25 protein-coding genes are annotated in these 26,987 nt (G+C 69.9%); 12 read left to right on the forward strand and 13 right to left on the reverse strand.

The features are described 5' to 3' along the window. The first annotated feature begins 45 nt into the window (after positions 1 to 45). Genes HUW46_RS29340 through HUW46_RS29365 form a run of 6 tightly spaced genes read left to right on the forward strand, consistent with a single transcriptional unit; the run spans position 46 to position 7,858 of the window. Positions 46 to 1,659 (forward strand): thiamine pyrophosphate-binding protein, encoded by a 1,614-nt coding sequence (locus HUW46_RS29340; RefSeq protein WP_215542016.1) that lies wholly within the window; start codon positions 46 to 48, stop codon positions 1,657 to 1,659. Further along, positions 1,656 to 3,698, forward strand: coding sequence for a hydantoinase/oxoprolinase family protein (locus HUW46_RS29345; protein ID WP_215542017.1), 2,043 nt, complete (start codon positions 1,656 to 1,658; stop codon positions 3,696 to 3,698). The genes HUW46_RS29340 and HUW46_RS29345 overlap by 4 nt, the downstream gene beginning before the upstream one ends. Then, positions 3,695 to 5,407: a hydantoinase B/oxoprolinase family protein gene (locus HUW46_RS29350; RefSeq protein ID WP_215542018.1), complete on the forward strand. Its 1,713-nt coding sequence runs from the start codon at positions 3,695 to 3,697 to the stop codon at positions 5,405 to 5,407. The genes HUW46_RS29345 and HUW46_RS29350 overlap by 4 nt, the downstream gene beginning before the upstream one ends. Next, positions 5,407 to 6,192, forward strand: coding sequence for an SDR family NAD(P)-dependent oxidoreductase (locus HUW46_RS29355; RefSeq protein ID WP_215542019.1), 786 nt, complete (start codon positions 5,407 to 5,409; stop codon positions 6,190 to 6,192). The genes HUW46_RS29350 and HUW46_RS29355 overlap by 1 nt, the downstream gene beginning before the upstream one ends. 2 nt (positions 6,193 to 6,194) lie before the next feature. Beyond that, positions 6,195 to 6,887 (forward strand): GntR family transcriptional regulator, encoded by a 693-nt coding sequence (locus tag HUW46_RS29360; protein ID WP_215542020.1) that lies wholly within the window; start codon positions 6,195 to 6,197, stop codon positions 6,885 to 6,887. Next, entirely contained in the window at positions 6,884 to 7,858 is a 975-nt protein-coding gene (locus HUW46_RS29365; protein WP_215542021.1) for an ornithine cyclodeaminase family protein, read from the forward strand. The genes HUW46_RS29360 and HUW46_RS29365 overlap by 4 nt, the downstream gene beginning before the upstream one ends. Here the strand turns inward: HUW46_RS29365 and HUW46_RS29370 are convergent. Further along, on the reverse strand, positions 7,848 to 9,812 hold the full coding sequence (locus HUW46_RS29370; protein WP_215542022.1) for an NPCBM/NEW2 domain-containing protein: 1,965 nt from the start codon (positions 9,810 to 9,812) through the stop codon (positions 7,848 to 7,850). The genes HUW46_RS29365 and HUW46_RS29370 overlap by 11 nt on opposite strands. A gap of 154 nt (positions 9,813 to 9,966) precedes the next feature. Between HUW46_RS29370 and HUW46_RS29375 the strand changes: the two genes are divergently transcribed. Further along, entirely contained in the window at positions 9,967 to 11,154 is a 1,188-nt protein-coding gene (locus HUW46_RS29375) for a CaiB/BaiF CoA transferase family protein (RefSeq protein WP_215542023.1), read from the forward strand. Here HUW46_RS29375 and HUW46_RS29380 read toward each other — a convergent pair. Both HUW46_RS29380 and HUW46_RS29385 read right to left on the reverse strand, forming a co-directional pair. After that, complete coding sequence (locus tag HUW46_RS29380) at positions 11,145 to 11,915, reverse strand: IclR family transcriptional regulator (RefSeq protein ID WP_215542024.1); 771 nt, start codon at positions 11,913 to 11,915, stop codon at positions 11,145 to 11,147. The genes HUW46_RS29375 and HUW46_RS29380 overlap by 10 nt on opposite strands. Before the next feature lie 468 nt (positions 11,916 to 12,383). After that, entirely contained in the window at positions 12,384 to 13,103 is a 720-nt protein-coding gene (locus HUW46_RS29385; RefSeq protein ID WP_215542025.1) for a TetR/AcrR family transcriptional regulator, read from the reverse strand. Positions 13,104 to 13,194: 91 nt separating this feature from the next. Between HUW46_RS29385 and HUW46_RS29390 the strand changes: the two genes are divergently transcribed. Next, positions 13,195 to 14,739 (forward strand): FAD-dependent monooxygenase, encoded by a 1,545-nt coding sequence (locus HUW46_RS29390; protein ID WP_215542026.1) that lies wholly within the window; start codon positions 13,195 to 13,197, stop codon positions 14,737 to 14,739. Positions 14,740 to 14,749: 10 nt separating this feature from the next. Here HUW46_RS29390 and HUW46_RS29395 read toward each other — a convergent pair whose 3' ends face one another. Both HUW46_RS29395 and HUW46_RS29400 read right to left on the reverse strand, forming a co-directional pair. Continuing rightward, complete coding sequence (locus HUW46_RS29395) at positions 14,750 to 15,202, reverse strand: hypothetical protein (protein WP_215542027.1); 453 nt, start codon at positions 15,200 to 15,202, stop codon at positions 14,750 to 14,752. A gap of 317 nt (positions 15,203 to 15,519) precedes the next feature. After that, positions 15,520 to 16,767 (reverse strand): HNH endonuclease signature motif containing protein, encoded by a 1,248-nt coding sequence (locus HUW46_RS29400; protein ID WP_215542028.1) that lies wholly within the window; start codon positions 16,765 to 16,767, stop codon positions 15,520 to 15,522. 412 nt (positions 16,768 to 17,179) lie between these two features. Here HUW46_RS29400 and HUW46_RS29405 point away from each other — a divergent pair, with 412 nt between their 5' ends. The 3 genes from HUW46_RS29405 to HUW46_RS29415 all read left to right on the forward strand — a co-directional run bounded on the left by HUW46_RS29405 (position 17,180) and on the right by HUW46_RS29415 (position 20,277). Next, positions 17,180 to 18,100, forward strand: a complete 921-nt coding sequence (locus tag HUW46_RS29405; protein WP_215542029.1) for a LysR family transcriptional regulator — start codon at positions 17,180 to 17,182, stop codon at positions 18,098 to 18,100. A 121-nt stretch (positions 18,101 to 18,221) separates the two neighbouring features. Beyond that, positions 18,222 to 19,820, forward strand: a complete 1,599-nt coding sequence (locus HUW46_RS29410; RefSeq protein WP_254124996.1) for an alpha/beta hydrolase — start codon at positions 18,222 to 18,224, stop codon at positions 19,818 to 19,820. Positions 19,821 to 20,085: 265 nt separating this feature from the next. Next, positions 20,086 to 20,277, forward strand: coding sequence for a hypothetical protein (locus HUW46_RS29415; protein ID WP_215542030.1), 192 nt, complete (start codon positions 20,086 to 20,088; stop codon positions 20,275 to 20,277). Positions 20,278 to 20,452: 175 nt separating this feature from the next. Here HUW46_RS29415 and HUW46_RS29420 read toward each other — a convergent pair whose 3' ends face one another. The 4 genes from HUW46_RS29420 to HUW46_RS29435 all read right to left on the reverse strand — a co-directional run bounded on the left by HUW46_RS29420 (position 20,453) and on the right by HUW46_RS29435 (position 23,555). Further along, the gene (locus HUW46_RS29420; protein WP_215542031.1) at positions 20,453 to 21,112 is read right to left on the reverse strand and encodes a DapH/DapD/GlmU-related protein; all 660 of its coding nucleotides are present in this window, start codon (positions 21,110 to 21,112) and stop codon (positions 20,453 to 20,455) included. Further along, entirely contained in the window at positions 21,109 to 22,029 is a 921-nt protein-coding gene (locus HUW46_RS29425) for a glycosyltransferase family 2 protein (protein WP_215542032.1), read from the reverse strand. The genes HUW46_RS29420 and HUW46_RS29425 overlap by 4 nt, the downstream gene beginning before the upstream one ends. A 1-nt stretch (position 22,030) precedes the next feature. After that, positions 22,031 to 23,098: a helix-turn-helix domain-containing protein gene (locus HUW46_RS29430; protein ID WP_215542033.1), complete on the reverse strand. Its 1,068-nt coding sequence runs from the start codon at positions 23,096 to 23,098 to the stop codon at positions 22,031 to 22,033. A gap of 121 nt (positions 23,099 to 23,219) precedes the next feature. Then, positions 23,220 to 23,555, reverse strand: a complete 336-nt coding sequence (locus HUW46_RS29435) for an ArsR/SmtB family transcription factor (RefSeq protein WP_215542034.1) — start codon at positions 23,553 to 23,555, stop codon at positions 23,220 to 23,222. Between the two features lie 76 nt (positions 23,556 to 23,631). On the opposite strand from HUW46_RS29435, the gene HUW46_RS29440 reads away from it, so the two are divergent. Further along, entirely contained in the window at positions 23,632 to 24,435 is an 804-nt protein-coding gene (locus HUW46_RS29440; RefSeq protein ID WP_215542035.1) for a DUF2804 family protein, read from the forward strand. 2 nt (positions 24,436 to 24,437) lie between these two features. On the opposite strand, the gene HUW46_RS29445 is transcribed toward HUW46_RS29440, so the two are convergent. The 4 genes from HUW46_RS29445 to HUW46_RS29460 are packed head-to-tail and all read right to left on the reverse strand — an operon-like array spanning position 24,438 to position 26,976. Then, the gene (locus HUW46_RS29445; protein WP_215542036.1) at positions 24,438 to 25,058 is read right to left on the reverse strand and encodes a maleylpyruvate isomerase family mycothiol-dependent enzyme; all 621 of its coding nucleotides are present in this window, start codon (positions 25,056 to 25,058) and stop codon (positions 24,438 to 24,440) included. Positions 25,059 to 25,094: 36 nt separating this feature from the next. Next, positions 25,095 to 25,427 carry a YciI family protein gene (locus HUW46_RS29450; RefSeq protein WP_215542037.1) on the reverse strand — a complete coding sequence of 111 codons (333 nt, stop codon included), beginning with the start codon at positions 25,425 to 25,427 and terminating at the stop codon, positions 25,095 to 25,097. Positions 25,428 to 25,444: 17 nt separating this feature from the next. Beyond that, entirely contained in the window at positions 25,445 to 26,083 is a 639-nt protein-coding gene (locus tag HUW46_RS29455; protein WP_254124998.1) for a CPBP family intramembrane glutamic endopeptidase, read from the reverse strand. Continuing rightward, a complete protein-coding gene (locus HUW46_RS29460) occupies positions 26,080 to 26,976 on the reverse strand; it encodes an NAD(P)H-binding protein (RefSeq protein WP_215542038.1) in 897 nt (298 codons plus the stop codon). The genes HUW46_RS29455 and HUW46_RS29460 overlap by 4 nt, the downstream gene beginning before the upstream one ends. Positions 26,977 to 26,987: the final 11 nt, after the last annotated feature.

The raw sequence follows: 26,987 nt of genomic DNA on the forward strand, positions 1-26,987 counted from the left end.
AAGCGCTATTGCTGGATCGTTGAACGATTCGGTACCGTCGGCCCGGTGACGGACACGGGTGCCGATCGGCTGGCGGACGCACTGGCGAGGCTCGGGGTCGAGGTCGCCTTCGGTCTCCCCGGCGTGCACAACCTGCCGGTCTGGGAAGCCCTCGCCGAGCGAAGGCTGATCGGTGTCCGCCACGAGCAGACCGCCGGGTATGCCGCCGACGGGTACGCGAGGACGACCGGGAAGCTCGGCGTCGCGCTGGTCACCACCGGACCCGGCGCGGCGAACACGCTCGGTGCCGTCGGCGAGGCGCGGGCTTCCGGCTCGCCGGTGCTCGTGATCGCCACGGACATCCCGTCCACGCTGCGCAAACCCGGTGTGGTGCGCGGTGTCCTGCACGAGACGAGCGATCAGGCGGCGCTGTTCGCGCCCGTGACGAAGGGGACGTTCACCGTCGGTACCGCCGACGAGATCGGGGCGGTGGTGCTCGAAGCGGCCGCGCTCGCGCTGCGCCCCCAGAGCGGGCCCGTCTACGTCGGCATCCCGACCGACCTGCTGCGGCACCCCGCCGGGGAGATCGGCGCGCCACCGGAACCGGAGCCGCTGCCCGTTCCGTCCGAAGTGGACATACAACGCGCGCGAGAGGTGCTCGCGTCGGCCGAGCGCCCGCTCATCTGGGCGGGAGGCGGTGCGCTGCGGGCGGGTGCGGGTACCGAGATCGGCGCGCTCGCCCAGCGGCTCGGCGCGCCGGTGGTCACCACGTTCGCCGCGCGGGGACTCCTGCCGCCGGACCATCCGTGCCTGGCGCCGAATCCGGTGCACGCGCCCGAGGTCGGCGCGCTGTGGGACGGGGCCGACGTGGTGCTCGGCATCGGGACCGATTTCGACGGCCTGATGACGCAGAACTGGCTCATGCCCGCTCCGCCGCGACTGATCGCCGTGAACGTCGACGCGGCGGACGCGGCGAAGAACTACGCACCCGATCTCACGCTCGCCGGTGACGCTCGCGAAGTGACCGCACGGCTCGCCGACGGCTTGCCGCCGAAAGCGCAACCGCCGCTCGACGACGTGAAAAGCCAAGTGCGCCAACGGATCGAGACCGAGGAACCGCAGGCGGCCGTCCTCCTCGACGCGCTCGCCGAACTCGACCCCGGCGCGGTCGTGGTCGCCGACATGTGCGTCGCCGGGTATTGGGCAGGGGGCTTCCACCGGGTGCGCGAGCCGCGTACCTTCGCCTACCCGATGGGCTGGGGCACGCTCGGGTTCGGCTTCCCCGCGTCGCTCGGTGCCGCCGCGTCGGGTGCCAGGACGGTGTGCGTCACCGGCGACGGCGGGTTCCTCTACGGCTGCGGCGAGCTGACCACGCTCGCGCAGGAACGGCTTCCGCTGACCGTGCTCGTCGTCGACGACGGCGGCTACGGGATGCTGCGGTTCGACCAGGACCAGGAGGGCGTCGCGCACCGCGGCGTCGATCTGGTCACCCCGGATTTCGTCGCGCTGGCAAGGAGTTTCGGCATTCCCGGCGTGCGCGTCGAAGGGTTCGGCGACGAGTTCCGTGCCAAGTGGACAGAGCTGACCGCCGGGCGGGGGCCGAACGTGCTGGTGGTCGGCGCGGCGCTGCGGCCGCCGGTGAACACCTCGCCGCGCTGGCACCGGAAGGGGGCCAGGTGAGGATCGGCGTCGACATCGGCGGCACGTTCACCGACCTGTGCGTCCTCGACGAGACGGGGGTCGTGGCCGTCGGCAAGGTGCTGACCACTCACGACGAGCCCGCCCGCGCGGTCGAGGAAGTCCTGCGCGCCACGCTGAAAGACGCCGCGCCGGTGACGCAGCTCGTGCACGGCACCACGCTCGTCACGAACGCGCTGATCGAACGCAAGGGTTCGCGCACCGCGCTGCTGGCGACCGCGGGGTTCCGCGACGTGCTCGAAATGCGCCGCGAGCACCGGTACGAACTGTACGACCTGCGGATCGACCTGCCGGAACCCCTGGTGCCCCGGCGCCTCCGCTTCGACGTGCCGGAGCGGATACTGGCCGACGGCACCGTCGACACCCCGCTCGACGAGGACTACGTGGCCCGGCTCGGCCGCGAGCTGGCCGAGCGCGGGATCGAGGCGGTCGCGATCTGCTTCCTGCACGCGTTCACCGACTCCCGCCACGAACGGCGCGCCGCGGAGATCCTGCGCGAGGTCGCCCCGGGACTGCGCGTCGCGCTCTCCAGCGAGGTCGTGCCGGAGATCCGGGAGTTCGAACGCGCGTCGACGACGACGGCGAACGTCTACGTGCAGGACCTCACTGAACGGTACCTGCGGGATCTCGAAAAACGGCTGCACGGCGCGGGAATCGGGCCCGCGCCGCACATCATGCTGTCCAACGGCGGGATCGCGACCGTCGACACCGCCGCGCGCCACCCGATCCGGATCCTCGAATCCGGCCCGGCGGGCGGCGCGCTCGCGGCGGCCGCGTTCGGCGCGAGCGCGGGGGAAGCCGATCTCCTCGCGTTCGACATGGGTGGCACCACGGCGAAGCTGTGCATGATCTCCGGTGGCGCGCCGCTGGTGACGCACGAGTTCGAAATCGGCAGGGTGTACCGGCTGCTGCCCGGATCGGGGCTGCCGGTGAAGGTGCCGGTGACGGACATGATCGAGATCGGGGTCGGCGGCGGGTCGATCGCGCGCATCGACCCGCTGGGCCTGCTCACCGTCGGACCCGATTCGGCGGGTTCCGAGCCTGGCCCGGTGTGCTACGCGCGGGGCGGTAGCGAGCCGACCGTGACCGATGCCGATCTCGTGCTCGGCTACCTCGATCCCGCGTACTTCCTCGGCGGCGCCATGAGCCTCGACGCGGCCGCCGCGCGCGAAGCGATCCGCACCAGGATCGCCGAGCCGCTCGGGGTTTCCGTGGAGCAGGCGGCGTATGGCATCCACGCCAGTGTCGACGAGGACATGGCCAACGCGGCGCGCGTGCACGCGGTCGAACGCGGCAAGAACCCCGCCGAAATGCCGATGTTCGCCTTCGGCGGCGCGGGTCCGGTGCACGGCGCGGGCGTGGCGAAAGCGCTCGGCGCGCCGCGTGTCGTGGCCCCGCCCGCGGCGGGCGTGATGAGCGCGCTGGGTTTCCTCACCGCGCCGCTGGCCTTCGACTTCGTCCGGTCCGCCCGGTCCGGTGTGGACGAACTGACCGGCGCCGAGGTCGACGCGCTCTTCGCGGCGATGGAAGCCGAAGGCGAAGCGCTGCTGACCGAGTCCGGTGTGGACAGTGCCGACATCGTGCACCGCAGGATCGCGGAAATGCGCTACACGGGGCAGGGTTACGAGATCAGGGTCGAGGTGCCCGAGATCAGCGCCGACTGGCCGGAGCCGCTCGTCGAAGCGTTCACCCGCACCTACCGCGAGCTGTACCGGCGCACCGGCCCCGACGTGGGGGCCGAGGTGCTCAACTGGCGGGTGGTGTCCAGCGGGCCCGTGCCGGAAGTGGCGCTTCGGCTGCACGGCGAGGAAACCGGCGAGGCGAAGAAGGGCACCAGGCCCGCCTACTTCCCCGAGGCGGGTGGATTTGTCGACACGCCGGTGTTCGACCGGTACGCGCTGCGCCCCGGTGACGGGTTCACCGGCCCGGCCATCGTCGAGGAACGGGAGTCCACTTTGGTCGTTCCGCCGGGCGCGCGCTGCGCCGTACGGGCGGACGCCAGCCTGGAGGTGACGGTGTGACGGACCCGATCCTGGTCGGCGTCGTCGGCAGCAGGCTGCATTCGATCCTCGCCGAGCAGCAGAACGCGCTCGTCAACACCGCGTTTTCGTCCGTGGTAAGGGAATCGCTCGACCTCGCCTGCGCCGTGTTCGACTCGCGCGGCGAGATGATCGGCCAGTCCATCGGCGGCACCCCAGGGCACATCAACGCGATGGCCACCGGGATGCACCACTTCACCGCCGCCTACCCGCCGGAGGAACTGGCGCCCGGCGACGTCCTGCTCACCAACGACCCGTGGCAGACCGCGGGCCAGATCAACGACATCACCGTGGCGACCCCGGTGTTCGCGCGCGGCAGGCTGGTGGCGTGGTTCGCGTCGTGCTGCCACGCGCCGGACATCGGCGGCAGGCTCGTCTCCGCGGAAGCGGGCGAGGTCTTCGAGGAGGGCCTTCGCCTGCCGATCATGAAGTTCCTGCGCGCCGGCGAGGTCAACGCCGATCTCGAACGGCTGATCAGGGCGAACGTGCGCACCCCGGAGGAGACGATCGGCGATCTCCTCGCGCAGGTCACCGGCAACGAGGTGGGCGCGGCGAGCCTGGTGCGCCTGCTGGACGAGTTCGGCCTCGGCTCGCTCGACGAGGTGGCCGCCGAGATCATGAACCGGTCCGAACGCGCGCTGCGGGACGCGCTCGCGCGGATCCCGGACGGTACCTACACCAACGAAATGCGCACCGACGGGTTCGACGACGAAGAGGTCGTGCTTAAGGTGGCCGTCACGGTGGACGGCGAGGACGTCCACGTCGACTTCGCGGGCTCGTCGCCGCAGAGCAGGCACGGCATCAACGTGGTGCTGAACTACACGCGCGCGTACGCCTCGTTCGCGGTCAAGGCGGCGATTTCCCCGCAGGTGCCGCACAACGCGGGCTCGTTCCGGCCGGTGCACGTGACCGCGCCGGAAGGGTCGATCCTCAACTGCGCCGAGCCCGCCCCGGTCGCCTCGCGGCACCTCATCGGGCACTTCCTGCCGTCACTGCTGATCGGCGCGCTGCGCCACGCGGTGCCGGAAATCACCATGGCGGCGAGCGCGGACGCGTTGTGGATGCTGATCTGGCGCGGTACCGGGCCCGGCGGCGATTTCATGCTCAACGTGTTCCAGACCGGCGGAATGGGGGCGCGCGCGACCAAGGACGGGCTGACCACCACCGGATTCCCGAGTGGACTGCGGTCGACCCCCGCCGAGGTGATCGAGACGATGGCGCCGCTGATCCAGCGGGAACGCGTGCTGCGCACGGATTCCGGGGGCGCGGGCCGCCGCCGCGGCGGGCTCGGCCAGTCCACCAGGATGACGGCGCGCGCCGGGGTTTCCTGGAGTGTCAACGGGAACGTCGACCGAACGCGGTACCCTGCGTCCGGAGTGGACGGTGGCGGCGACGGCGCGCCCGGCCGTTTCGGGCTGACCGGCGGCGAGGACCTGCCGCCCAAGCGCAGGGTGCCGCTCGGCGAAGGCGTGGAGGTCGACGTGGTGCTGCCGGGTGGCGGCGGCCTCGGCGATCCGATGCGGCGGGACCCCGCCGAGGTGCTCGCGGACGTCGTCGACGGGTACGTCTCCGTCGAGGCGGCGCGCGAGCAGTATGGCGTCGAAGTGCGGTACACCGGCGCACCGGAGGCACTCGTCCGGTTGCCCGGTGACTACGAGATCGTGCGGACGAGCGGAAGAGAGGAAGACTGATGGCGAGGTTGCGGGACAAGGTGGCGGTGGTCTTCGGCGGTGCCAGGGGGATCGGCCTGGCCACCATCAAGGAATTCCTCGCCGAGGGTGCCACCGTGCACGCGAGCGACATCCGAGAACCAGCCGAGCGGATTGACGGGTACCAGCACTCCATTGTGGACGCCACTGACGAGTCGCAAGTGGACGCGTTCGTCCGCGGGGTGATCGCCGAGCGGGGTCGGATCGACGTGCTGTTCAACAACGTCGGCATCCACCTCGGCAAACCACTGGCGGACACCACGCTCGCCGAGTTCGACCACATCTTCGCGCTCAACGTGCGCGCCGCGTTCCTCGGCACCCGCGCCGTGCTGCCGCACATGATCGAGTGGAAGGCGGGCAGCATCGTCACCACCTCCTCCAACGGCGGTGTGATGGGCAGGCCGGGCGACCCGGTCTACAACGCGACGAAGCACGCGCTCGTCGGGATGATGAAGTCGATCGCGGTCGCGCACGCGCACCAGGGGATCCGTGCCAACACGGTGAGCCCCGGCGCGATCGACACCGACATGCTGCGCGGCACGCTCGCTTCCGCCGACGAGTTCGAGGCGAAGCAGCACCAGCTCGTCGCCAGCACACCCGCCGCGCGCGTCGGCGAGGCGTGGGAGGTCGCGAAGGCCGTGGTGTTCCTCGCCAGCGACGAATCGCGGTTCGTCAACGGGGCGGTGCTGCCGATCGACGGCGCGAAGGCGGCAGGCGCGATGCCGGGCAACCGGTACAGCCTCGATTTCGAGCTCGGCGTCAAGTAGGCATGCCGGCCGACGCCGCGGAAACCCTGGCCGCCGACCGCGGGCTGCTGACGCGCAGCGGCACCGCCGAACGGGTCGCGAGCATCCTGCGCGGGCGGATCGCCGAGGGCGTGTTCCTGCCGGGAACCCGGCTTTCCGAGCCCGCGATCGGCGCCGCGCTCGGGGTGTCCCGCAACACCCTGCGCGAGGCGTTCCAGTTGCTCGCGCACGAACGGCTCATCGTGCACCACCTCAACCGCGGGGTCTTCGTGCGTGAGCTGACCGCCGCCGACATCGGCGACCTGTACCGCACGCGGCGCGCGCTCGAATGCGCGGCGATCCGGCTGGCGGCGGAGCTGCCGGAGCCGGACCTCTCGGCGCTGGCGCAGGCGGTCGCCGACGGGCGTAGTGGCGCCGCGCGCGAAGACTGGCGCGACGTCGGGACCGCGAGCATCCACTTCCACCAGGCGGTCGCCGATCTCGCCCGCAGCGAGCGGATCAGCGCGACCGCGCGGCAGGTGCTCGCCGAGACGCGGCTGTTCTTCGTGCTCACCGAACCCACCAGCGCGTACTTCGCTCCGTTCATCGAGCGGCACCAAGGAATTCTCGCCGCCGTGGAACGCGGGGACCACCATGGTGCCGAGCGGCTGCTCGACGTCTACCTTCGTGACGCCGGGGTGCAGCTGCTGGAGGCCTACGAACGGAGGACGCGATGACCGCGCCACGATTCTTTTCCGCCGAAGAGATCGACGCCGTGCTGGGCGTGGGCGTCGCGATCGAATCCCAGCGGCGGGCGTTCGTCGCGCTCGGCAGGGGCGACGCGGTGATGCCGCCGAAGACCGTGGTCGAGGGCGGCAACGACGGTTCGCTCGCGCTCACGTATTCGGCGCGGCTCTCGCCCGAGGACGGCCCGGTGTGCAAGTTCGTCAGCTTCAACCCCGGCAACGCCGCGCGGGGCCTGCCGAGCATCCACGGCCTGATCACCGTGCTGCACCCGGAAACGGGCGTGCCGGTCGCGGTGCTCGACGGCGCCGCGGTGACCACCAGCCGGACCTCGGCCGCCAGCGCGGTCGCGGCCGACGTGCTGGCCAACCCCGACGCTGGGGACCTCGCCGTGATCGGCTGCGGCGCGCAGGGAAAGGCACACGTGCGCGCGATCGCCGCGGTGCGCGGCCTGCGCCGGGTGCGGATGTTCGCCAGGGACGAGGGCCGCCGGAAGGCGGCAGCGGAGGAGCTCGACGCCGAGTTCGGTTTCACTGTCGAAGCCGCCCCGACGGTCGGGGAAGCGGTCGAGGACGCCGATCTCGTCGCGCTGTGCACGGTGAGCGCCGAGCCCGTCCTCCGCGCGGCCCAGCTCGCGCCGGGCTGCACGGTGCTCGCGGTCGGCTCGTTCGAACCGCATCGCCGCGAGGCGGACCGGTCCGTGCTCGCCGCCGCCACCACCGTCACCGTCGACCACGCGCCGACCGCGATCGCGCACGCGGGCCCGGTCATCGACGCGCTGTCCGCCGGTGTGCTGCGCGAGCAGGACATCGTGCAGCTCGGCGATGTCCTGCTCGGCAAGGCCACCGGCCGCGTGCGCGACCGGGACATCGTGTTCTACAACAGCACGGGCGTCGGGGTGCAGGACGCCGCCGCCGCGCTGGCCGTCGTGGCACACGACGCCGCGCATCCGCTCAGCAGGTGATCCGCGCGTTCGCCCAGTCTGCGTGATCGGAGTCGACGCCGTCGCCGCCGTCGGTCACCGCCAGCTCCAGCACCTGGACCCCGGCGAGGTCCGCTTCGAGCGCCTGCGCGGGCTGACCCGCGCGCAGCACGCCGGTCCCCGCGAGCCGCTTGCCGTCACCGAGGACGCCGAAGGCGACGCTGCCCTTCGCCTTCTCCATGTCCACCCCGGCCGCCGACGAGAACGACGTGCACTTCCCGCCGAGGTAGAACCGGACGCGCGACGGCGCGTGCACGCCGAGCCCGTCGTCGTAGGCGGTGCCGCCGATGACCATCCGGTGCCCGTCTCCCGCCTTGTCCTCGCCGTTGCTCGTGCCGCGTTCCACTGGCCCGTAACCGTTTTCGGCCGATACCCACGCCGCTTTCGACAACGCGGTGATACCCGGCGACGGCGCGGTGGCCACCGTCGACGTCGTGGTGGCGGTCAGCTCCCGATCACCCCACACGGTCGCGTACCGCGTTTTCGCCGACAGCGCGATCTTCTCCCCGGCCGGTGCCTTCGGTCGCAAGGTCCACGACCGCTGCCACGACTTTCCCGGCGCCACAACGGGAACGAACGCTTCGGTACTCGCGTCGGCGGCCCAGCCCTCGGGCACGGCGAGCCGCACGGACCCGGCCAGCAACGGGGTCCTGCCGTCGTTCGCCAGGGTCAGCGTCGTGGTGAACGGCCGCGTCTTGTCCGCGAATTCGGGTGCCCGCAAGGAAAGCGTGCCGTGCGGTGCCGCGAGCGGGAAGCGCTGCGGCCACACCCGGTACACCGCCGCGCCGTGCGGCGGGACGGCCGCGCGGATCGTGCCCGTGGTCTCGGATTCGGCGCCGCTGAACAGGTCGCGCAGCCGGTAGTCCGGCGACTGCCCCAGCCCGGCCTCGGCCGCGCTGCTCGTCATCGTCGCCGCCGCGGAGCCCCGGTTGAACAGCACCATCGCAGCGGAGCCGTCGGACATCGGCTTCGCCCAGACCTCGGTGTCCCCGTCGTCGCGGACCTTGTGGCCCTGCTTGCCGCCCCAGTCCTGGTCCACCGCGATCAGGTCCTTGTTCAGCAGGATCTTCTTCGTGGCATCGTCCATCGAACGGACGTCGTTGCCCGCGATCAGCGGCGCGTTCATCAACGCCCACAACGCGAAGTGCGCGCGGTACTCGTCCGTCGTCATCCCGCCGTTGCCGACTTCGAGCATGTCGGGGTCGTTCCACGCGGACGGGCCCGAATACGCTTCGAGGCCCACCTGCTTGTCGAGGATGCCGGTCATGCTGGCCCAGTTGTCGCTGATGTCGCCGGTGGTGCGCCACAGCTGCGCGCCGACGTCACGGCCCCATTCCCACGGCTTGTTCTCGCCCCATTCGCACAGCGCGTAGACGATCGGCCTGCCGGTGGCCTTCAGCGCGTCGCCCATCGCCTTGTACCGCTCGGTCGCGGGCCTGCCCTGGTTGTTGCAATTATCGTATTTGAGGTAGTCGACGCCCCAGTCCGCAAACGATTGCGCGTCGTCTTTTTCGTGGTCGAGCGCGCCGGGCATGGTGTCCGCGCAGGTCCGCGTGCCCGCGCTGGTGTAGATCCCGAGCTTGAGGCCCTTGCCGTGGACGTAGTCCGCCAGTGCCTTGATGCCGCTGGGGAAGTGCTTCGCGCTCGGCACCAGCTTGCCCGCCGCGTCGCGGTCGGACTCGGCCCAGCAGTCGTCCAGGTTGAGGTACTGGTAACCGGCGTCGCGCAGGCCGGAGCCGACCATCGCGTCGGCGGTTTCCCTGATGAGCTGTTCGTTGATGTCGCATCCGAACTTGTTCCAGCTGTTCCACGCCATCGGTGGCGACGCGCCCAGCGTTTTTCCTGGTGGTTCCGGTGCTGGTGTGGCGAGTGCGGGGGCGGTGAAGGCGGTGGCCGCCGCGGTGGCGACGACCAGTGCTGCGGCGAAACGACGCATGAGAACCCTCCAGAGCGTGCGACTTTGCACGAACTTGCACAAATTCACTCAACAATCAACACGATCGCGCGTCAAGGGTCAATGCTCCGTCCGGTCTAACGGTGCCTGCGCCGACCAATAGCCTGGGAGCCAGCCGAGAAGTGAAGGAGGGCGGATGCGACCGCTCGAAGGCCTCCGGGTGCTCGACCTGTCCCGCATCCTCGCCGGGCCGTACTGCACGCAGTACCTCGGCGAAATGGGCGCCGAGGTGATCAAGGTCGAGCCGCCGGGGCACGGCGACGACACCCGCACCTGGGGCCCGCCGTTCGTCGGGGAAACCGGCGAGGCGGTCTACTTCCTCGCGACCAACCGGAACAAGCGCGGCATCGTGCTCGACCTCAAGACCGAGCGCGGGCGCGACGCGGTGCGCAGGCTCGTCGCCGGATCCGACGTGCTGGTGGAGAACTTCCGGCCGGGCACGCTGGAGAAGTGGGGCCTCGGCTACGCCGAACTCGCCGAGCTGAACCCGCGCCTGATCCACGTGTCGATCACCGGGTTCGGGCAGACCGGCCGCTACCGGGACCGGCCGGGCTACGACCTCGTCGCGCAGGCGATGGGCGGCGTGATGGGGCTGACCGGCGAGCCCGACGGCGCCCCGGCCAAGGTCGGCCTCCCCGTCGCCGACCTGAACGCGGGCACCTGGGCGATCATCGCGGTGCTCATGGCGTTGCAGGCGCGGCACACCACCGGCAGGGGCCAGTACCTCGATGTGTCCCTTTTGGACTCACAACTGGCGTGGCACGTCTACGCCGCCGGTGCGCACTTCTACGACACCCCGCGCCCGAAGCGGATGGGATCGGCGCATCCGAGCATCGTGCCGTACCAGGCGTACGAGGCGTCGGACGGCTGGATCATCATCGCGGTGGGCAGCGAGAAGCTGTGGCACCGGTTCTGCGATGTGCTCGGCCTGACCATCGCCGACGATCCGCGCTTCCGCACCAACGCCAGCCGCGCGGCGCACCGGGACCAGCTGAACAAGATGATCGACGCCGTGCTGTGCCGGAAACCGGCGGCGGAATGGCTCGACGCGTTCGAGGCGGCGAGCATCCCGGCGAGCCCGATCGCGACCATCGACGAGGTCTACGCGGATCCGTGGGCCGCCGAACGCGACCAGATCGTCGAACTGCCGCACGCGGGGGTGGGCACCTATCGCGGCACCGGCTTCCCGATCAAGGCCTCGGACACCCCGGCGGCACCCACCTCGGCCCCGCCGCTGCTCGGTGAGCACACCGCGGAGGTGCTCGCCGAACTCGGCTACACCGCCGAAGAGATCGCGGACTTCGGCGCGGGGGATCAGGAGTAGGACGACACCGCGGAATGCACGCGCGCCGCGGTCACCTGCAGCGTGGTCACCGCGATGCGCTTGGCCTCGTCGGTGAGCCGTGCCGACGGCGCCGCCACGGTCAGCGCGCTCGGCCGGTTCCCGGAATAGGGCACCGGCACCGAGCACGCCCAGACGCCTTCGGTGGTCTCGTCGGCGCTGAGCGCGTACCGGTTGAGCGCCGCCCGCTGGATCTCGTCGCGATAACCCGGCCCCAGCCGCAATGCGATGCTCGAAACGATCCGTTCGCGCTCATATTCGGGCAAGATCGCCAACAGCATCTTCCCGGACGCGCCCTTGCCGAGCGGCATCGAATGGCCCGCGGTGAACACCGGGCGGACGCCGGGATCGCTTTCCACCAGCTCGGCGCACACGGCCGTGTCACCGAATTGCTGGAACAACATGATCGACTCGCGGAGCTTCCTCGCCGCCTCTTCCATCGCGGGCCTGGCGAGCCTGGTGAGATCATTGGCCTGTTGCGCCGCCCTGGCCAGCGGCATCACCTGTGAGGTCACCCGATAGCGCCCAGCCCTGCCTTCTTCGAGCAGCTGGAGTTCCTTGAGGAGTGCGACATAGCGGTACGTGGTGGCGACCGGCGTCCCGATGATCGTGGCGAGTTCGGCGACGCTGGACTCCGCCCGTCGTTCGGTGAACGACAGCAGTAGTTGCAACACCTTTCGCGAGCTGCTCGCACCCGCGGTACGCCGGGGCTGCGACGTGGCGGAATGGGCGGCAGACGTCATGCTGGGCTCCCCCGTTGCGGCGCGAATAATTTTACGTCTCTCTGTGGAGAAAATAAATTAGCACAACTGGGCCGACCGGTGGAGTCTCGATGGCGTCTCGACTCCGTTTCACAATATCGGCGGATGGATGTGACCTTCCGTAAGTGGTCTGGACCGCGTGGTGTATCCGATCGGATTAAGTGGATTTTAGCAGCCCGCCAATTATTGGAAGAATGGTTTCGGGATCCCCGCGTTGCTTGTCAGATTGTCACGAACCGGCCCCGCGTGCGGTGAAGAACTCATCGTGCCTGGTCATCGCGATCGCCCCGGGTAAAAAGGTCGCGATAATGACGGCGGATGCCCGAATTGCGCATCTCGGCCTTCGGTGTGGCCGTGCGGTCCGGTGTCGGGTGGTACGCCGTCCCGGTGACGCCGATCGTCCGGTTACCGATCGGTTCGCGGAATATCGCGTGGTTCCGTTGTGCACCGTCAATCGGGCAGGTTCGCCTCGATGCCGTCGAGGAGGCGCTCGATGCCGATGGTGAACCGGATGTCGCGCGGCTGGTTCGCGTGCGGGATCGTCGCTTCGACCATCACCCTGGCGAGCAGCGGGTAACGGCCGCCGGTGATCACCGCGTCGCCGTAGCTGCCCTGCGCGGCCATCCACTGCTCGTCGGTGAGGCCGGACCGGTGGCGCGCCTGGTCGTCGGCGAGGTCCAGCGAGGCCGCGCCGTGCGCGAACATCGTCGCGACGCCGACCAGTGTGAGCATCTCGTCCGGGTCGGCCGTCGCGTCCTCGACGGTGCTGAGCAGGTACTCCATCCAGCGAAGCCCGTTCGGTCCCAGTGACGGCCTGGCGGTCCCGGCCGCCGCGAGCCACGGGCGGTGCAGGATCAGGTCGTAGAGCAGCCTGGCGGCGGCGCGGAGATCGGCTCGCCACTTCCCGGTGAGCGCGGGCAGGTCCAGCTCGCCGAGCGCGGCGTCCGACATCAGGTCGATCAGCTCGTCCTTGCCGGTGACGTACCGGTACAGCGAGGTGACGCCCGCGCCGAGTTCGGCGGCGACCCGGCGCATGGTGACCGCGTCGAGGCCTTCCGCGTCGGCGACGCGGAGGGCCGCCGCCGCCAGCTCGTCCCGGGTGTGCGCGGGTTTCGGCCCGCGGGTTCCGCGTTCGGGACGCGCCCAGATCACCGGGTGTTCGTCGGGCACCTGACCTCCGATCGTAATTGCGAACAGTGTACCGGGTTGCTAGTCTGAGCCTTACTGGGAACAACGTTCGCTGTTTTAACAGGGGGATGTAGTGGTCTTCGACGTCGTGGTGGCGGGTGCCGGGCCGGTCGGGCTCGTGCTGGCGGCAGAGCTCCGGCTGGGCGGTGCCTCGGTGCTCGTACTCGAACGGGATCCGGAGCGGGCGGACCCGCTCAAGCAGGGGTCGATGGGCGCGCGCGGGCTGAACCTGCCCACCGTCCACGCGTTCCACCGGCGCGGGGTGCTGCCCGCGGTGCGGAGCGCGGCGCTGATGTGGGCGGGAGACGAGCCACCGCCCGCCTCCGGTGCGCCCGCCGAGCCTGAAGAGTCCGAAGAGTCCGAAGAGGACATTTTCCTCGGTGCGGGGTTCGTCGGGCACTTCTCCGGTATCCCGGTCAGGATCGACCGGGTGGACTGGGCTGACCCGGACCTCGCGTCGAACGCGCTCGGCGCCGGGGTGATCGCGCAGCAGGACCTGCTCGACATCCTGCTGGCGCGGGCGCGCGAGCTGGGTGCGGACGTCCGCTTCGATACCCCGGTCACCGGGTTCACCTGTCCCGAAGGGGACGAGGAGGTGCGCGTCGAGGCGGGCGGCTCGTCGGTGTCCGCGCGCTGGCTCGTCGGGTGCGACGGCGGGCGCAGTGCCGTCCGCAAGCTCGCTGGGTTCGATTTTCCCGGCACCGCAACGGAATTCGTCGGCCGGGTGGCCATTGTGGACATGGAGGACGCGTCGCGGCTGTCCACGGGCGACTGGGTGGAGGGCGAGCGGGGCAACTACGTCGTCGGTGGCTGGCAGGAGGGGCCGTCGCCGCGGGTGCACACGGTGGAGTACGGCGGCGCCGACCTGGACCGGTCCGCCCCGGTCACCGCCGAAGAGATCCAGGCGAGCCTGCGCCGGGTGAGCGGCACCGAGGTCACCGTCAAGAAACTGCACGTCGGCACCCGGTACACCGACAACACCCGGCACGCGGTCACCTACCGCAAGGGGCGCGTGCTGATCGCGGGCGACGCGGCCCACGTGCACTCGCCAGCCGGTGCGCAGGGGCTGAACCTCGGGCTCGGCGACGCGATGAACCTCGGCTGGAAGCTTGCCGCCGTGGCGAGGGGATTCGCGCCGGAGTCCCTTGTGGACACCTACACCGCCGAACGCCATCCCGTCGGCGCCGCCGTGCAACGGTGGTGCGGCGCGCAGAGCGCGCTCGGCCGCCGGGACGAGCGGACCGTCGCATTGCGCTCGGTGCTGGAAGACCTGCTGGACACCCCGGCGGGCGCGACCTACGTGGTGAAGCGGATCTCCGGTGTCAACCAGCGCTACGACCTGCCGGGCGACCTGCCCTTCGTCGGCGCACTGGCACCCGATCTCGAACTCGCCGACGGCTCGCGGCTGAGCGACCACGCCCGCTCGGGCGAGGCGGTGGTACTCGGCCCCGTGCCCGCGGGCGAGGAATGGGAAGGCCGCGTGGTGTCGCTGGTTTCGCGGGACTACCCGGAAGTCGGTGCGCTCGTGCGGCCGGACGGGTACGTGGCGTGGGCCTCCGCTTCGCCTTCCGCGGCTGAGCTGACCGCCGCGCTCACGAAGTGGCTCGGCACGCCGTAGCGTTGTCAGGTCAGCGCAGCTGTTCGGCCACCCGCGCCAGCCCGTCCTTGATCATCCGCCCGTACTCGTCGTCGCCGAGCACGTCGATAGTGGCTTGGGCCTGCTCCAAGTGCTCTCGGGCACGGTTGAGCTCGCCGAGCTTGCGGTAGCACTCGCTCAGGTTCAGGTGCAGCGACGGGTACAGCCCGGCCGCCGGAAGTTCCACCCCGGCCAGCGCCAACCGCGCATCGGTCAGCAAGCCAGCGGCTGCCAGCGCCCGCTCGTCCCAAACCAGCTCCTGCCGGACGTCGTCCTGCACGTCCGCTATCGCGTGCGCGAGCGTGCACCGGTGCAGCGCGTCCCCTTCATCGCCACCGATTTCCTCCCAGAGCGCCGCGAGCAGCGCACGAGCGGCGTCCCGCTTGCCCTGGTGGCCGAGCTGCACCGCCTCGCCGATCCGGATGAGCATCGGATCCGTGATCATCGACGGTCCCTTCGGTTGGTGTGCGGTGATTGTGAGGCGTGCGCGAACGGCGGTGGCGACCTGGGCGAGGTCGAAGGCGGTCGCGCACGGGATTGCTACGCGGCTTGGGCGACAGCGGGTGCCATGCAGAAGGCCTTGTTGCAGCGTATCGCGAAGGCTCTTGCCGACGTCCAGGAGAAGGTGACGGGCGCAGGCTGTCGTGGGAAGTGAAGCTCTATTGTGGACACAATGGCGCGACAGCCAGGCCGTTTTCATGGTGGCGCGGTCGGATGGCGCGGCGGTTCCACTGGATGCCCGCCGGTGTGGCGGGTTTCCAGTTACGCGGCGCGGGGTTGTGCGGTGTGGAGGGTGTTGGTTCGGGGTCTTCGCCAGGGGTCCACGTGTTCGGGTGGGGTGAATTCGGGCATGCCGTTGATCATGCGGACTTTCCAGTCGCTGGTGTGGAGTAGGCGGTGGTGGTGTCCGCAGAGGAGGACGAGGTTGCCGAGGTCGGTGGTGCCGCCGTTCCACCATTCTCGGACGTGGTGGGCGTCGCAGTGTCGGGGCTTTCGGTTGCAGCCCGGAAAAGCGCAGCCGCCGTCGCGGATGGCGAGCATGAGGCGGAGGCCTTCGGTCACGATTCGTTTGGCGCGGCCGTATTCCAGCGGTTGCCCGTCGGTGCCGAGGATGGCGGGGATGATTTTGCAGTCGCAGGCGAGGATGCGGGCTTCGCTCGCGGTGATGCCGGTGACGAGGTCGAGGCAGGCGTGCCCGAGTCCCTTTTGGAGGAGTTCGAGGGGGATGGTGATGACGATGTCGCCTCGGGTGCTGCTGTGGTTCGGCGCATCCGGATGGCTCGCGGCGAGGTTGACGATCTCCATGAACGCATCCCCGTAGCGTTCGTCTTTGCCGCGCACCAGGGGGTTGTCCTCTTTATGGGGCAGTGCCAGGGGTTCTAGGAGTGCGAGGGTTTTCGCGCTGGATACCGGGTCGAGGTAGCCGTCGAATTTGATGGAGCCGTCTTTGCCTTGGCGGTACCGGAACGCGCGTTTGGGTTCGGGGGTGTCGCGGGGTTCGGTGCCGTCGGGGTCGAGGGTGTCGCGCAACCGCTGACCCGCCTCGGCGACCTCCGCCGTGGTCGCGTTCCGAGCGAGATCGACCAGAGTCTTCTCGGTCTTCTCCCGCTCCTCGATCGGCACGGTGTCCGGGATCGCCTGCAGCGCCGACACGATCCCATCCACATGCAGTGGTGAGATCGCTCCTTCGGCCGCGGCTTCTCCGGTCAGCGGCGCCGCGGCGGGAATTTCCGTGCCATCGATACCCCGGCTGGGGTTGATCGCGAGCGCCCGCGCCACCAGTTTCCGCACCGCGGCCGAGGAAGTCCGCGCGATCTCCGCTACCAGTGCCGCGGTGGAGGGGTACCCGAGTTCGCGTGTGCCGTCGTTGTCGAGTTCCGCGATCACTTGGCAGACCCGGGATTCCTGCTGCCACAAGGACATCAACTCTTCCCGCAGCAGCGCGGCCTTCTCGCGCGCGGCGAGCTGCCACAGCTCCCGCTGCGGTGTAAGGGAAGAGTTCTCGGACACGCCACAATTCTACCGCGATCGCACAGAGGTTCGACTGATCCATCCAGGTGAATCACGAAGATAGTCTGAAGTGGACGGAAGAGAACAGTTGTCGTCAAGGAAAAAGACCCGGCTGTGCAACGAGAGGCCGAACTCGCAAGCCGACCCCTTCCGGGATGAGGACTTTTTGGGCCGTTGCCCGATGCAGTGGCAGATGTCGCCACACGATCAACGGCAAAAGCTGGTGCTCTCGTCGCCGGGAAAGGTTTCTTTGTCGCGGTCGCTGGCAGATCGTGGTCCGCGCGGATGAATTCGAATGCGCAGCCAGCGCCCGAACTTTCCAGCCGACTCACGATAGTTTCGGTCCAAAGCCTTCTTTGAAGTGGATCCCTGGCACGGCGACCGGACCGGAGTCCCGGGATAACCTGTACCCATGCCGACCCTGCGCCAACTCGAATACCTCGTCACGATCATCGACGAGAGGTCTTTCACCCGCGCCGCCGAAATCCTGCACGTGACCCAGTCCGCGCTGTCGCATCAGGTGAAAACGCTCGAGCGGGTGGTCGGCGGGCGGTTGGTGGAGCGGTTGCCGCGTGGGGTCAGGGCGACGCCGTTGGGGCGGGCGATGCTGCCGCACGCGCGCGCGGCGCTGGCCGGTTCGCAGCGGGCGGAGAAGGCGGCGCGGCAGGCGGCCGGGCTTGAGGCGGGCGAGTTGGAGGTGGCTTCGGTCTACTCCGTGACGCTCGGCGTGTTGCCGCCCGTGCTGCGGGCGTGGCGGCGTGCGCATCCCGAAGTCCACATCAGACTCGTCGAGCACCGCCACGCGGACGAGCTGGAGGCGGCGATGGTGGCGGGGGAGGCCGATGTCGCGGTCGGGCCGTCACCGTCCGCATGGGACGGTCCCGTGTGGATGATCGGCGAGGAGGAGTTCGTTGTCGTGCTGGCTCCTGACGACGAGGCGCCGCAAAACAGCGGAACCGTGGCGCTCGGCGAACTCGCGGACCGCGGCTGGGTGCACTACGCACCGGGGAACGGGCTCGGTGTGCTGGTCGACAAAGCGTGCGCGGCGGCGGGGTTCACGCCGAGGGCTTCGGTTCGCACGGAACAGACCGCAGCCGCGCACTTACTGGCCGCTGCGGGGCTCGGGCCCGCACTGGTGCCCGCGAACGTGATTCCCGCGCGGTTTTCCGGTCGCGTGCTCCGGCCGAGCCCGCCGGTAGTGCGGGCGCTCGCCGTGTACGCAAGGAAAGATCCCGATCCGGTAACGGCCGCGTTCGCGGAACTGGTGGCGCGTAAGGCATGCGTGCTCCCGGCGCACGTGAAACGGCAGCTCGACGGGCAGGCGGCGGACTGATTCCGGCATACCAGGCGGAAACCGGCCCGACTTTCGGTGCTGCCGTTCTTCTCCGCGCCGGACTAGGGTGCACCCGATCACGTGCAGACGCTGCACAGCTCATCGGATAGGGGTATCGAGAGTGAGACGTCTTTTCCTCGCCGCGGTGGGTGCCGCGACGCTGGCTTCGTCGGTATTGGCGGTACCGTCCGCCACCGCCGCGCCCGCGCCGCAGCAGGCACCACCCGTCGCGACCATCAACTGGGGGCCGTGCACCGACCCGACGCTCATCGCCGCTGGCGGCGAGTGCGGGTTCCTCGACGTGCCGCTCGACTACGACAACCCGAACGGCAAGAAGATCCAGCTCGCCGTCGGGCGGGTCAAGCACAAGGTGGCGGACGCCCAGTACCAAGGCGTCATGCTGACCAACCCCGGTGGTCCCGGCGGATCAGGGCTCCGCCTCGCGGCGCGCGGCGCGAAGCTGCCGAACCACGCGGGCGACTTCTACGACTGGATCGGGTTCGACCCGCGCGGCGTCGGCACCAGCAAGCCCGCGTTGTCATGCGACCCGAACTACATGGACTACAACCGGCCGAGCTACCTGCCGGTGACGCCCAAGCTCGAGAAGACCTGGCTCGACCGCGCCAAGGGCTACGCCGACGCGTGCGCCAAGAAGAACCCCGAACTGCTGGACCACATCAAGACCACGGACACGGTCAAGGACATGGACAGCATCCGCGCCTCGCTCGGCGCGGAGAAGATGAACTTCTACGGCTACTCGTACGGCACCTACCTCGGCCAGGTGTACGGCACGATGTTCCCGGACCGCGTGCGGCGCATGGTGCTCGACAGCACCGTCGACCCGCGCAACGTCTGGTACCAGGCCAACCTGAACCAGGACGTCGCGTTCGACGTCAACCTGAAGGTCTGGTTCGGCTGGGTGGCCCAGCACGACGACGTCTACCACCTCGGCAAGACCCAGGCCGCGGTCAAGCGCGTGTTCGACGAGCAGCTCCTGAAGCTGTCGTTCAAGCCCGCGGGCGGTGTGGTCGGCGCGGACGAGTGGACCGACGTGTTCCAGCAGGCGTCGTACTACCAGGTCCGCTGGCCGGTCCTCGGTGACGCGTTCGCCAAGTTCGTCAACTCCGGCGACTGGCAGACCATGAAGAAGCTGTTCGAGCAGTTCGGCGGGCGCGGTGACGACAACGGGTACGCCGTGTACCTCGCCGTGCAGTGCTCGGACGTGCAGTGGCCGCAGAACTGGAACCAGTGGCGCGTCGACAACTGGCGCACCTTCCTCAAGGGCAACTACTTCACCTGGCAGAACGCCTGGTACAACGCGCCGTGCGTGTTCTGGCACGGCAAGGCGGGCAAGCCGGTGAACGTGAACGGCAGCAAGGTCGAGAGTGTGCTCATGATCGACGAGACGCTCGACGCGCCGACGCCGTACGAAGGCAGCCTCGAAGCACGCAGCCGGTTCCCGGGTGCGCGCCTGATCGCCGAGCCCGGCGGCACCAGCCACGCGGTCACTCCCCGTGGCAACACGTGCGTCGACTCGAAGATCGCGGACTACCTGACCACCGGCGCGCTCCCGGCCCGCAAACCGGGGCGCACCGCGGATGTCGAGTGCGCACCGCTTCCGCAGCCCGAGCCGACGCCGCCCGCCACCGCGGCGGCGCCGTCGGCCGCGGCGAAGGTCGCGGGTGCCCAGCCGCACTACGCCGCGTTGCCGATGAGCTGACGCGAGCAGAGAAGGGGCGTGCCCGGTCACCGGGCGCGCCCCTTTTTTGTGCGTTCGGCCAGCGGGATGAATCCCGAACCGTTAGTTGACCCGGACTTCACCGGATGAGATGGTGAAGTTGCTTAAGTCATCGTTAAGTCGAGTGAGAGGCAACCGATGTCGGCGCCAGAGCAGGGCAGGCCGGACACCTGACGCGGGTCCTCCCGGGTACGGACTGGCCATCGCCTCGAACTGGCCGCCTGCCGTTCGAGATGGGAGACCAGTGATGCTCACGACGTTCATCGTGCTGTGCCTGATCGCCATGGTCCTCTGGCGCTACCTGCTCAAGATCGTGCTCGCCGCGGCGCTCGTGCTACTCGTGGTCGGTGTCGTGCAGGTGGCGAACATGGCCGCTTCGGTGGTCGGCCCGCCCGCGCACGAGATCGCCTGCTCCACCACCGGCGGCACGCTCTGCTAGAAGTCTTTGGCAGTGGCTTGAGTGGCGGTGCGGGTGGCGGAACCTCAGCTGCCTTCTCGCTCCGGGATCTCCAACTCATGAATGCCAATTCACCACGTTGAAGCTGTCCTCGCGAGAAGACCGCTGAGAACCCCCGGCGGTGCAAGTTGCTTGCCCACTCAAGCGGCTCCGCCGCTTAGGAAACGCCGGACCAGCTCTTGCGCTCCAGCTTGCCGTGCCATTCGGCGATCGGGACGAACCTGTTCGTGCCGATCGCGACGTGGTCGTCCGGCACGTCCTTCGTGACGGTCGCGTTCGCCGCCACGTAGGCGCCGTTCCCCACCACGATGCCGCCGACCACCACCGCGCCCCTGCCGACGAACACCCGGTCGGCGAGGATCGGGTCCGGTTCGAACTGTCCCCACGGGAGATCGGGCTCCCGCACCGAGTGCACCAGCGATCCGAGCATCACGCAGTCGGCGCCCAGTTCGGCGCCGTCGCAGACGAAACCGCCGATCACCGTGCCGTCGCCGATCCGGACGCGGTCGCAGATCTCGGCCCGGTACTCCATCCGGCAGCGGTCGCCGATCTCGCAGTCGAATCCGATGTGCACGGACCTGCCGACGTAGCAGTCCGCGCCGATGGTGCTGCCTTCCTGCACCACGACGCCGTCGAGCAGCAGCGTGCCGTCGCCGACGGTCACCTCGCGCGGATCCGGTTCGCGGCCTTCCCTCGTCATCGCGAGCAAGGTCGCCTCGCTCGCGACCGCGAGCCGCGCGGAATCGGCGACGAAGCAGCGCTCGCCGATCTGGGCCTTGCCGGTCGGTATCCGCGTACCGGCTGCGGTGTCCGTCATCGAGGACGCTCCGGGGAGAACTCGGGATCGGGGGCCGCCTGCCCGCTCGTGTCCACTATGGACTGGGCGGCGTAGTCGAGGTAGGGCGCCGCGACGACGGCGCCCGCGGCCGTGGTGTGCCGGTAGAGCGCGGCGTGCGTGCGCGCGCAGCGCCCGATCTTCTCGGTCCGGACGGGTTCACCGAGCCGGAGCGCCATTTCCGCGGCGAGGATCTTCTCGATGGAGCGGATCAGGCGGGAGTAGAGCGGGGAATGGCAGATCCCGTCGGGATTGTCGCGGTAATGGTAGAGCACTTCCGGCACGTGGCCGATCCGGAGTGGACGATCGCGCGAGAATCTGGCGTGCAGCTCCACTTCTTCACCGACCACGTAGGACGGATTGAACGGGTTCACCGGGAGCGCTTCCCGGCGGAACGCGTGGCAGTGGATGAGGAACGTGGCGTGCAGCATCGGATCGAACGGCGTGCCCGCGTGCTGTTCCAGCAGTCGCTGGAACAGGGCCTTGCGCCGCACGTGGAGCACCTCGGACAGGTCCGCGCTGCGTTTTTCGTGGTCTGTGTAGACGAAGTCGAGCCCGGAGCCGTCGAGCGCGGCGTGCGCCAGTTCCACGCAGCGGGGCGCGAGCAGGTCGTCGGCGTCGAGCAGGACCACGATCTCGCCGGTCGCTGCGGCGATGCCGACGTTGCGGGCGGTGGCGAGGCCGCGGTTGCCCCGCACGCGGACCAGCCGGACCGGGACCGCGCCGCGCGCCTTCCGCACCACTTCCCGGTACGCCTTGTGGAACTTCGCGCGCGATCCGTCGTCCACGACGACCAGTTCCAGCTCGCCGCGGAAGGTCTGGCCGAGGCAGCTTTCCACCGCTTCGGCGAAGTAGGCGGGGCGGACGTCGTAGGCGGGGATGACGATCGAGGCCGTCATGTCAGCCCGCCGAAACGCAGTCGATGATTTCGTGCGCCAGCCGCGGCGTCGGCACGCGCCCGTCGATGACCTTCACCCGGAACAGCGCGGCGAACGCGCTCGCCTGGCCGAGGTGCTCGCGCACCGCTTGGACGTTCTCGTGCGCGATGCCGGGGTAGGTGAACGCCAGCGCGGACCCGAGCACGCCGGGCGTGTAGATCCCGCTGCAGATCGTCACGTCGGTTTCGGTGTTCATCGGGTTGGGCGCCCGGACGAACAGGCCGACGTCCTCGATGATTTCCTTCCCGCCGCCGCCGGTTTCGATGATCGTCGGCAGCACCGGCGAGCCGTCCGGCCGCAGGAAGTGGTCCGGTTCGCCGTCGGGCCGCAGGCACTGCTGGATCGGCAGGTCGAGCAGGTGCAGCATGGTCCTGGTCAGCGGGTTCCACGCCGGGCCGCCGAGCAGCACGAGGGTGCGGGCGGTGCCGATGCTGCGCTCGCCTGCCGAACGGTGGCTCAGGTTGCGGTAGCCGCGCTTGGTCAGCGAGTTGAACATCGTGAAGAAGGCGTCGAGATCGGCGTACCTGGCGAGCCTGCTGTAGTTGAAGGCGCCCTTTTCCCGCGCGAACGGCGGGCGCTGGTCGATCGGCAGCTCCGAGGCGACCACGAACACCTTGACGTCGCGGTCGTGGTGCCAGATTTCGTCGGCGGGCACCACCGAGGTGCGGGCGCCCGCCTTTTCCGCGCGGGCTTCCTCTTCGGCGTCCTCGCGCAGGGTCAGCAACTCGGTGCGCAGCTCGTCGTACCGGTTCCGCGTCGAATCGTCCAATGCGGACTCGCGCGGGATGTGCGGCGAGGGCCGCATGCTCGACGGTGTGCTGAACACCAGCGCGTACTGGACGATGCGTGCTTCCGAGGGGCGTTTGTCGATCTCGCCGTTCTCCCAGGTGGAGATGGCCGCCGTGCTCAGCGGCTTGCGCCCGCCGAGTGCGGCGGCCAGCTCGTCCTGCTTGACCTTCTCCTCGAACGCGCCTTCGCGCAGATCGCGCAGCCTGCGGGCGAGCTGCCGGCGCGCGCTCCTGCCTGCCATCAGGGTCTCCGTCCCATCCGGTGAGGATAACCCAAGCGGAGGTTAAGCGAGTTAAGGGCACGTTATCGAAGGTGAATCGGGCGGAACCGGCTCGGCGGACACCCGCGCGAACTGCGGTTCTTCAATCGTTTTGACGGCGCTCGCGGCGGCCGCGGGCCAGCTCCGTGCCGAGCGCGTCGAGGTGCTGGCTCCAGAACCGGCGAAAGCGTGACAGCCATTCGTCGACCTCGCGCAGCGGCTCCGAGTCGACGGCGTACAGGCGCCGCGTGCCCTCCGCGCGGACGGTCGCGAAGCCGTTTTCGCGCAGGACCCGGAGGTGCTGCGACACGGCGGGCTGCGAGATGCCGAACTCCTCTTGGATGATCGAGGTGACCGCACCGGACGTGCGCTCGCCGTCGGAGAGGAGTTCGAGGATCCGGCGGCGGACCGGGTCCCCGAGTACGTCGAACGCGTGCACCCGAGAACTATCCCAGGGGAGACTTATATAAGTCAACGCGCGCATGCGATGCGGGCGGCCGGGCGAAGGGAGATCGATGGACACGTTGCCTTGGCGCGGCACCGGGGAAGCGCCGCTCGATCCGGCGCGGCTGCCGAGGATGCGCGGGATGCGGCCGTTGAAGCGGTGGCGATACGTCGGCGTCTACGGCGAGCGGGTGCAGTTGTGCGCCGGGGTGGTCCGCATCGCGGGCGCTCCGCAGTCGTTCTGGGCGGTGCACCACCGCGACGGCGGCGTGTTCCGCGAGCGGACCGTGCTGCGGAAGGTGGTCGACCTCGACGACGGCACCGTGCGGTTCCGCGGGCGCGGGGTGACCGCGGAACTGCGGCTCGTTCCCGCGGGCGAGCGGGTGTCGGTCGTGTCGCGGCACGGCTCGCATCCGGTGTGGACCCGCAAGACCCCGGTGCGCGCGACCGGTGAGGTCACCATCGACGGAGTCACCGTGCCGGTCGACGCGCCGGGCCTGCAGGACGACTCCGCCGGCCACCACGCGCGGGTCACGCGGTGGTCGTGGAGCGCGGGGTGCGGAACCGCGGAGGACGGCCGCGCCGTGTGGTGGAACCTGGTCGACGGTCTCCACGACGCGGCCACCTCCTCGGAGCGCACCGTGTGGGTCGACGGCACCGCGCGCGAGGTGCCGCCGGTCGCCTTCGCGCCCGATCTGTCCTCTGTGGACGGACTACGGTTCGAAGTGGAGGCGGAACGGGCGCGGCACGACCGGCTGCTCCTCGTCGACAGCGCGTACCGCCAGCCGTTCGGCACGTTCACCGGGACGCTGCCCGGCGGCGTCGTGCTGCGCGAGGGTTACGGCGTGATGGAGCGGCACGACGTCCGCTGGTGACCTCAGCGGGTGAACCGCGCGCCCGGTTCGCCCCGCAGCCTGCCCTCCGGCACCTTCCGTCCACAAAGGACGAGCAGGAGGTCCTGCGCGCGCCCGGAAAGCGGCGTGCCGGAGCCGAGCGACCAGTCGAGGTCGTCGGCGCGCAGTTCGATCCCGTTCAGGTCGACGCCGAAGAACTTCCGCCCGCGCTCGGAATCGGAGCCGGCCAGCACGCGCAGCATCCGCCCGCTGGGGATCGGCAGGTCGATCCCCAGCGGCACGGTGATGTCGAGGCCGTGGATCACGTCGTGCGACAGCGCGCCGTCCATCCCGCCGCCCGGTGGTTTCCAGACGAAGTCCGCGTTGTCCGCGAGCGCGGCGGTCAGCTCCGCGGTCGTCATCGTCGCCGCGTCGTGCCGTGCGGCGCGATCGGCCATCCTGGCGAAGTTCCCGCGCGCCTTGAGCATGCCGAGCGCGACCTTCGGCAGCTTGTAGCGGAACGGCATGGTGAGGTGCGCGGCGACCTCGCGCACGCGCCATCCCGCGCACAGCGACGGCGTGTCCCATTGGCCGTCGTCAAGGCCCTCCAGCACGGTCGCGAGCGCACGGCGGTGTTCGGCGATGTCGATCTCGATTTCGGTCATGCCCTCCCGACGAACGGGGCAGGGCAGGACAGACACTCAGCTCGGAGGTCCGTCCAGAACGGGCCTGACCTCGATCGACCCGTACCCCGCCGCCGGATGCTTCGCCGCGATTTCGAGCGCCTCGTCGAGATCGGCGCATTCGATCAGGCAGAACCCGCCGATCTGCTCCTTGGCCTCGGTGAACGGCCCGTCGGTGAGCAGCACCTCGTCACCGCGCACCCGCACCGTCGTCGCGTCCGGCGGCGGGGCGAGACCCGCACCGCCCCGGATCACTCCGCGCGCTTCCATTTCCTCGCTCCAGCCGCCGCAGCCGTCCTGGGCGTGCTCGGCGGCGGACTCGTCGCCGCAGATCAGCAGCACGTACTTCATCGAAGACCTCCTCAGGCTCACGTAGCCGACGAACGGGGAAGCCCGTCTTCGACATCCTGCCGCAGCTCGTTTTCGAAGAGCGGCGGCAGGAACCGCACCATCAAAGCCGACCACACCACGTGCGTGAGCGCGGGCGCCAGCACCCCGCCGCTCGCGCGCCGCTGGAGCCCGAACAGCGCGCCCATCACGACCGACGCGAGCACGAGCGCCGGGTTCCTGGTCGCCATCGTCGAAAGCGCGTAGGCCGCGGTCGAAGCGCGCACGGGCCGGTCCCCGGCCGCCGCGTACAGCGCGCCGCGGAAGAACACTTCTTCGGCGGCGCCGGTGACCAGCGCGGTCAGCAGCACCGGCGGCGAAGAGCCCTGGTGGGCGTATCCGAGCACGCGGCGCAGCGCCCGGTTCAGGACCGGGATCCGGCGCGCGACGAGGGCGCTCGCGTAGAACGCGCCGAACGCGCCAACTCCGGTCGCCACCGGAGCCACGACCCGCCGGTCTCCGAGCGGCACCGGCCCGGCCGCGAGACCGCCCGCGACCCACGTCGCGGCGACTCCGCCGGTCAGCGCGTAGAACCGCCGCGATCCCGGCGGGCTCGACAGCGACAGCCCGAGCAGGCCCGATCCCGCCGCCGCGATCGCGGCCACCCCGCGCCGCTTCACCGCGCCCGCCTCCGTTTCGCCCGCTCGCCGAGCGCTTGCAGCACCGCGTCGTCGTAGTCCATCGGTTCGAACGGCACCACCGTGCGGATCGCGTCGTCGCGCACCACGACCTCGTTCGCCATCGAGTCGACGAGCGTCCTGCCCGTGCGCGTGTCCACGGTCGTGACCAGGGAAAGCCAGTACGAAGAGAGCCTCGGCGAGAGCAGCGGAACCGGCACGACCACCAGGAACCTGCCCTGCAGTGCCGCGACCCGGCGCAGCATGTCCACGTAGGCGAGGACCTCGGAGCCGCCGATGTCGAACGCGCGCCCTTCCGCCTCGGGTGGTTCGAGGACCCCGACGAGGTAGCGCACCACGTCCGCGAGCGCGATCGGCTGGGTGCGGGTGCGCACCCATTTCGGGGTGACCATCACCGGCAGGTGCTCGACGAGCTGGCGGGTCAGCTCCCACGAGATCCCGCCGTCGCCGATGACGATCCCGGCGCGCAGCACGGTCACCGGCACGCCGCCGTCGCCGAGCAGCCGCTCGACCTCGCGGCGGCTGCGCAGGTGCGGCGACAGGTCGTCGGCGTCGTCGCCGAGCCCGCCGAGGTAGACGATCCGCCGCAGCCCCGCGTCGGCGGCGGCGCGGCCGAACGCCCGCGCCGCGTCCGCGTCGCGCCGTTCGAAATCGCCGCTGCCCAGCGAATGCACGAGGTAGTAGGCGGCGTCGGCGCCCCGCATCGCTTCGCGGAGTGACCGCTCGTCTCCGACATCGCCCCGCACCGCGGTGCCCGCGCCCGCGTACCGCTCCGGCCGCCGCGTCATGGCCAGCACTTCGTGGCCGGCTTCGGCCAGTGCCGGGCACAACCGCCCGCCGACGAACCCCGACGATCCCGCCACCAGTACCCGCATGTCTGCTCACG

This window comes from Amycolatopsis sp. CA-230715 (assembly GCF_018736145.1).
GTDB lineage: Bacteria > Actinomycetota > Actinomycetes > Mycobacteriales > Pseudonocardiaceae > Amycolatopsis.

Excerpts from the sequence above, each read along its gene's own strand:
- HUW46_RS29420 (WP_215542031.1), bottom strand. The coding sequence starts at position 21,112 with ATGACGGACACCGCAGCCGGTACGCGGATACCGACCGGCAAGGCCCAG.
- HUW46_RS29445 (WP_215542036.1), bottom strand. The coding sequence starts at position 25,058 with ATGACCGAAATCGAGATCGACATCGCCGAACACCGCCGTGCGCTCGCG.
- HUW46_RS29375 (WP_215542023.1), top strand. The coding sequence starts at position 9,967 with ATGCGACCGCTCGAAGGCCTCCGGGTGCTCGACCTGTCCCGCATCCTC.
- HUW46_RS29460 (WP_215542038.1), bottom strand. The coding sequence starts at position 26,976 with ATGCGGGTACTGGTGGCGGGATCGTCGGGGTTCGTCGGCGGGCGGTTG.
- HUW46_RS29425 (WP_215542032.1), bottom strand. The coding sequence starts at position 22,029 with ATGACGGCCTCGATCGTCATCCCCGCCTACGACGTCCGCCCCGCCTAC.
- HUW46_RS29360 (WP_215542020.1), top strand. The coding sequence starts at position 6,195 with ATGCCGGCCGACGCCGCGGAAACCCTGGCCGCCGACCGCGGGCTGCTG.
- HUW46_RS29355 (WP_215542019.1), top strand. The coding sequence starts at position 5,407 with ATGGCGAGGTTGCGGGACAAGGTGGCGGTGGTCTTCGGCGGTGCCAGG.
- HUW46_RS29415 (WP_215542030.1), top strand. The coding sequence starts at position 20,086 with ATGCTCACGACGTTCATCGTGCTGTGCCTGATCGCCATGGTCCTCTGG.
- HUW46_RS29395 (WP_215542027.1), bottom strand. The coding sequence starts at position 15,202 with ATGATCACGGATCCGATGCTCATCCGGATCGGCGAGGCGGTGCAGCTC.
- HUW46_RS29405 (WP_215542029.1), top strand. The coding sequence starts at position 17,180 with ATGCCGACCCTGCGCCAACTCGAATACCTCGTCACGATCATCGACGAG.
- HUW46_RS29370 (WP_215542022.1), bottom strand. The coding sequence starts at position 9,812 with ATGCGTCGTTTCGCCGCAGCACTGGTCGTCGCCACCGCGGCGGCCACC.
- HUW46_RS29440 (WP_215542035.1), top strand. The coding sequence starts at position 23,632 with ATGGACACGTTGCCTTGGCGCGGCACCGGGGAAGCGCCGCTCGATCCG.
- HUW46_RS29380 (WP_215542024.1), bottom strand. The coding sequence starts at position 11,915 with ATGACGTCTGCCGCCCATTCCGCCACGTCGCAGCCCCGGCGTACCGCG.
- HUW46_RS29365 (WP_215542021.1), top strand. The coding sequence starts at position 6,884 with ATGACCGCGCCACGATTCTTTTCCGCCGAAGAGATCGACGCCGTGCTG.
- HUW46_RS29430 (WP_215542033.1), bottom strand. The coding sequence starts at position 23,098 with ATGGCAGGCAGGAGCGCGCGCCGGCAGCTCGCCCGCAGGCTGCGCGAT.
- HUW46_RS29450 (WP_215542037.1), bottom strand. The coding sequence starts at position 25,427 with ATGAAGTACGTGCTGCTGATCTGCGGCGACGAGTCCGCCGCCGAGCAC.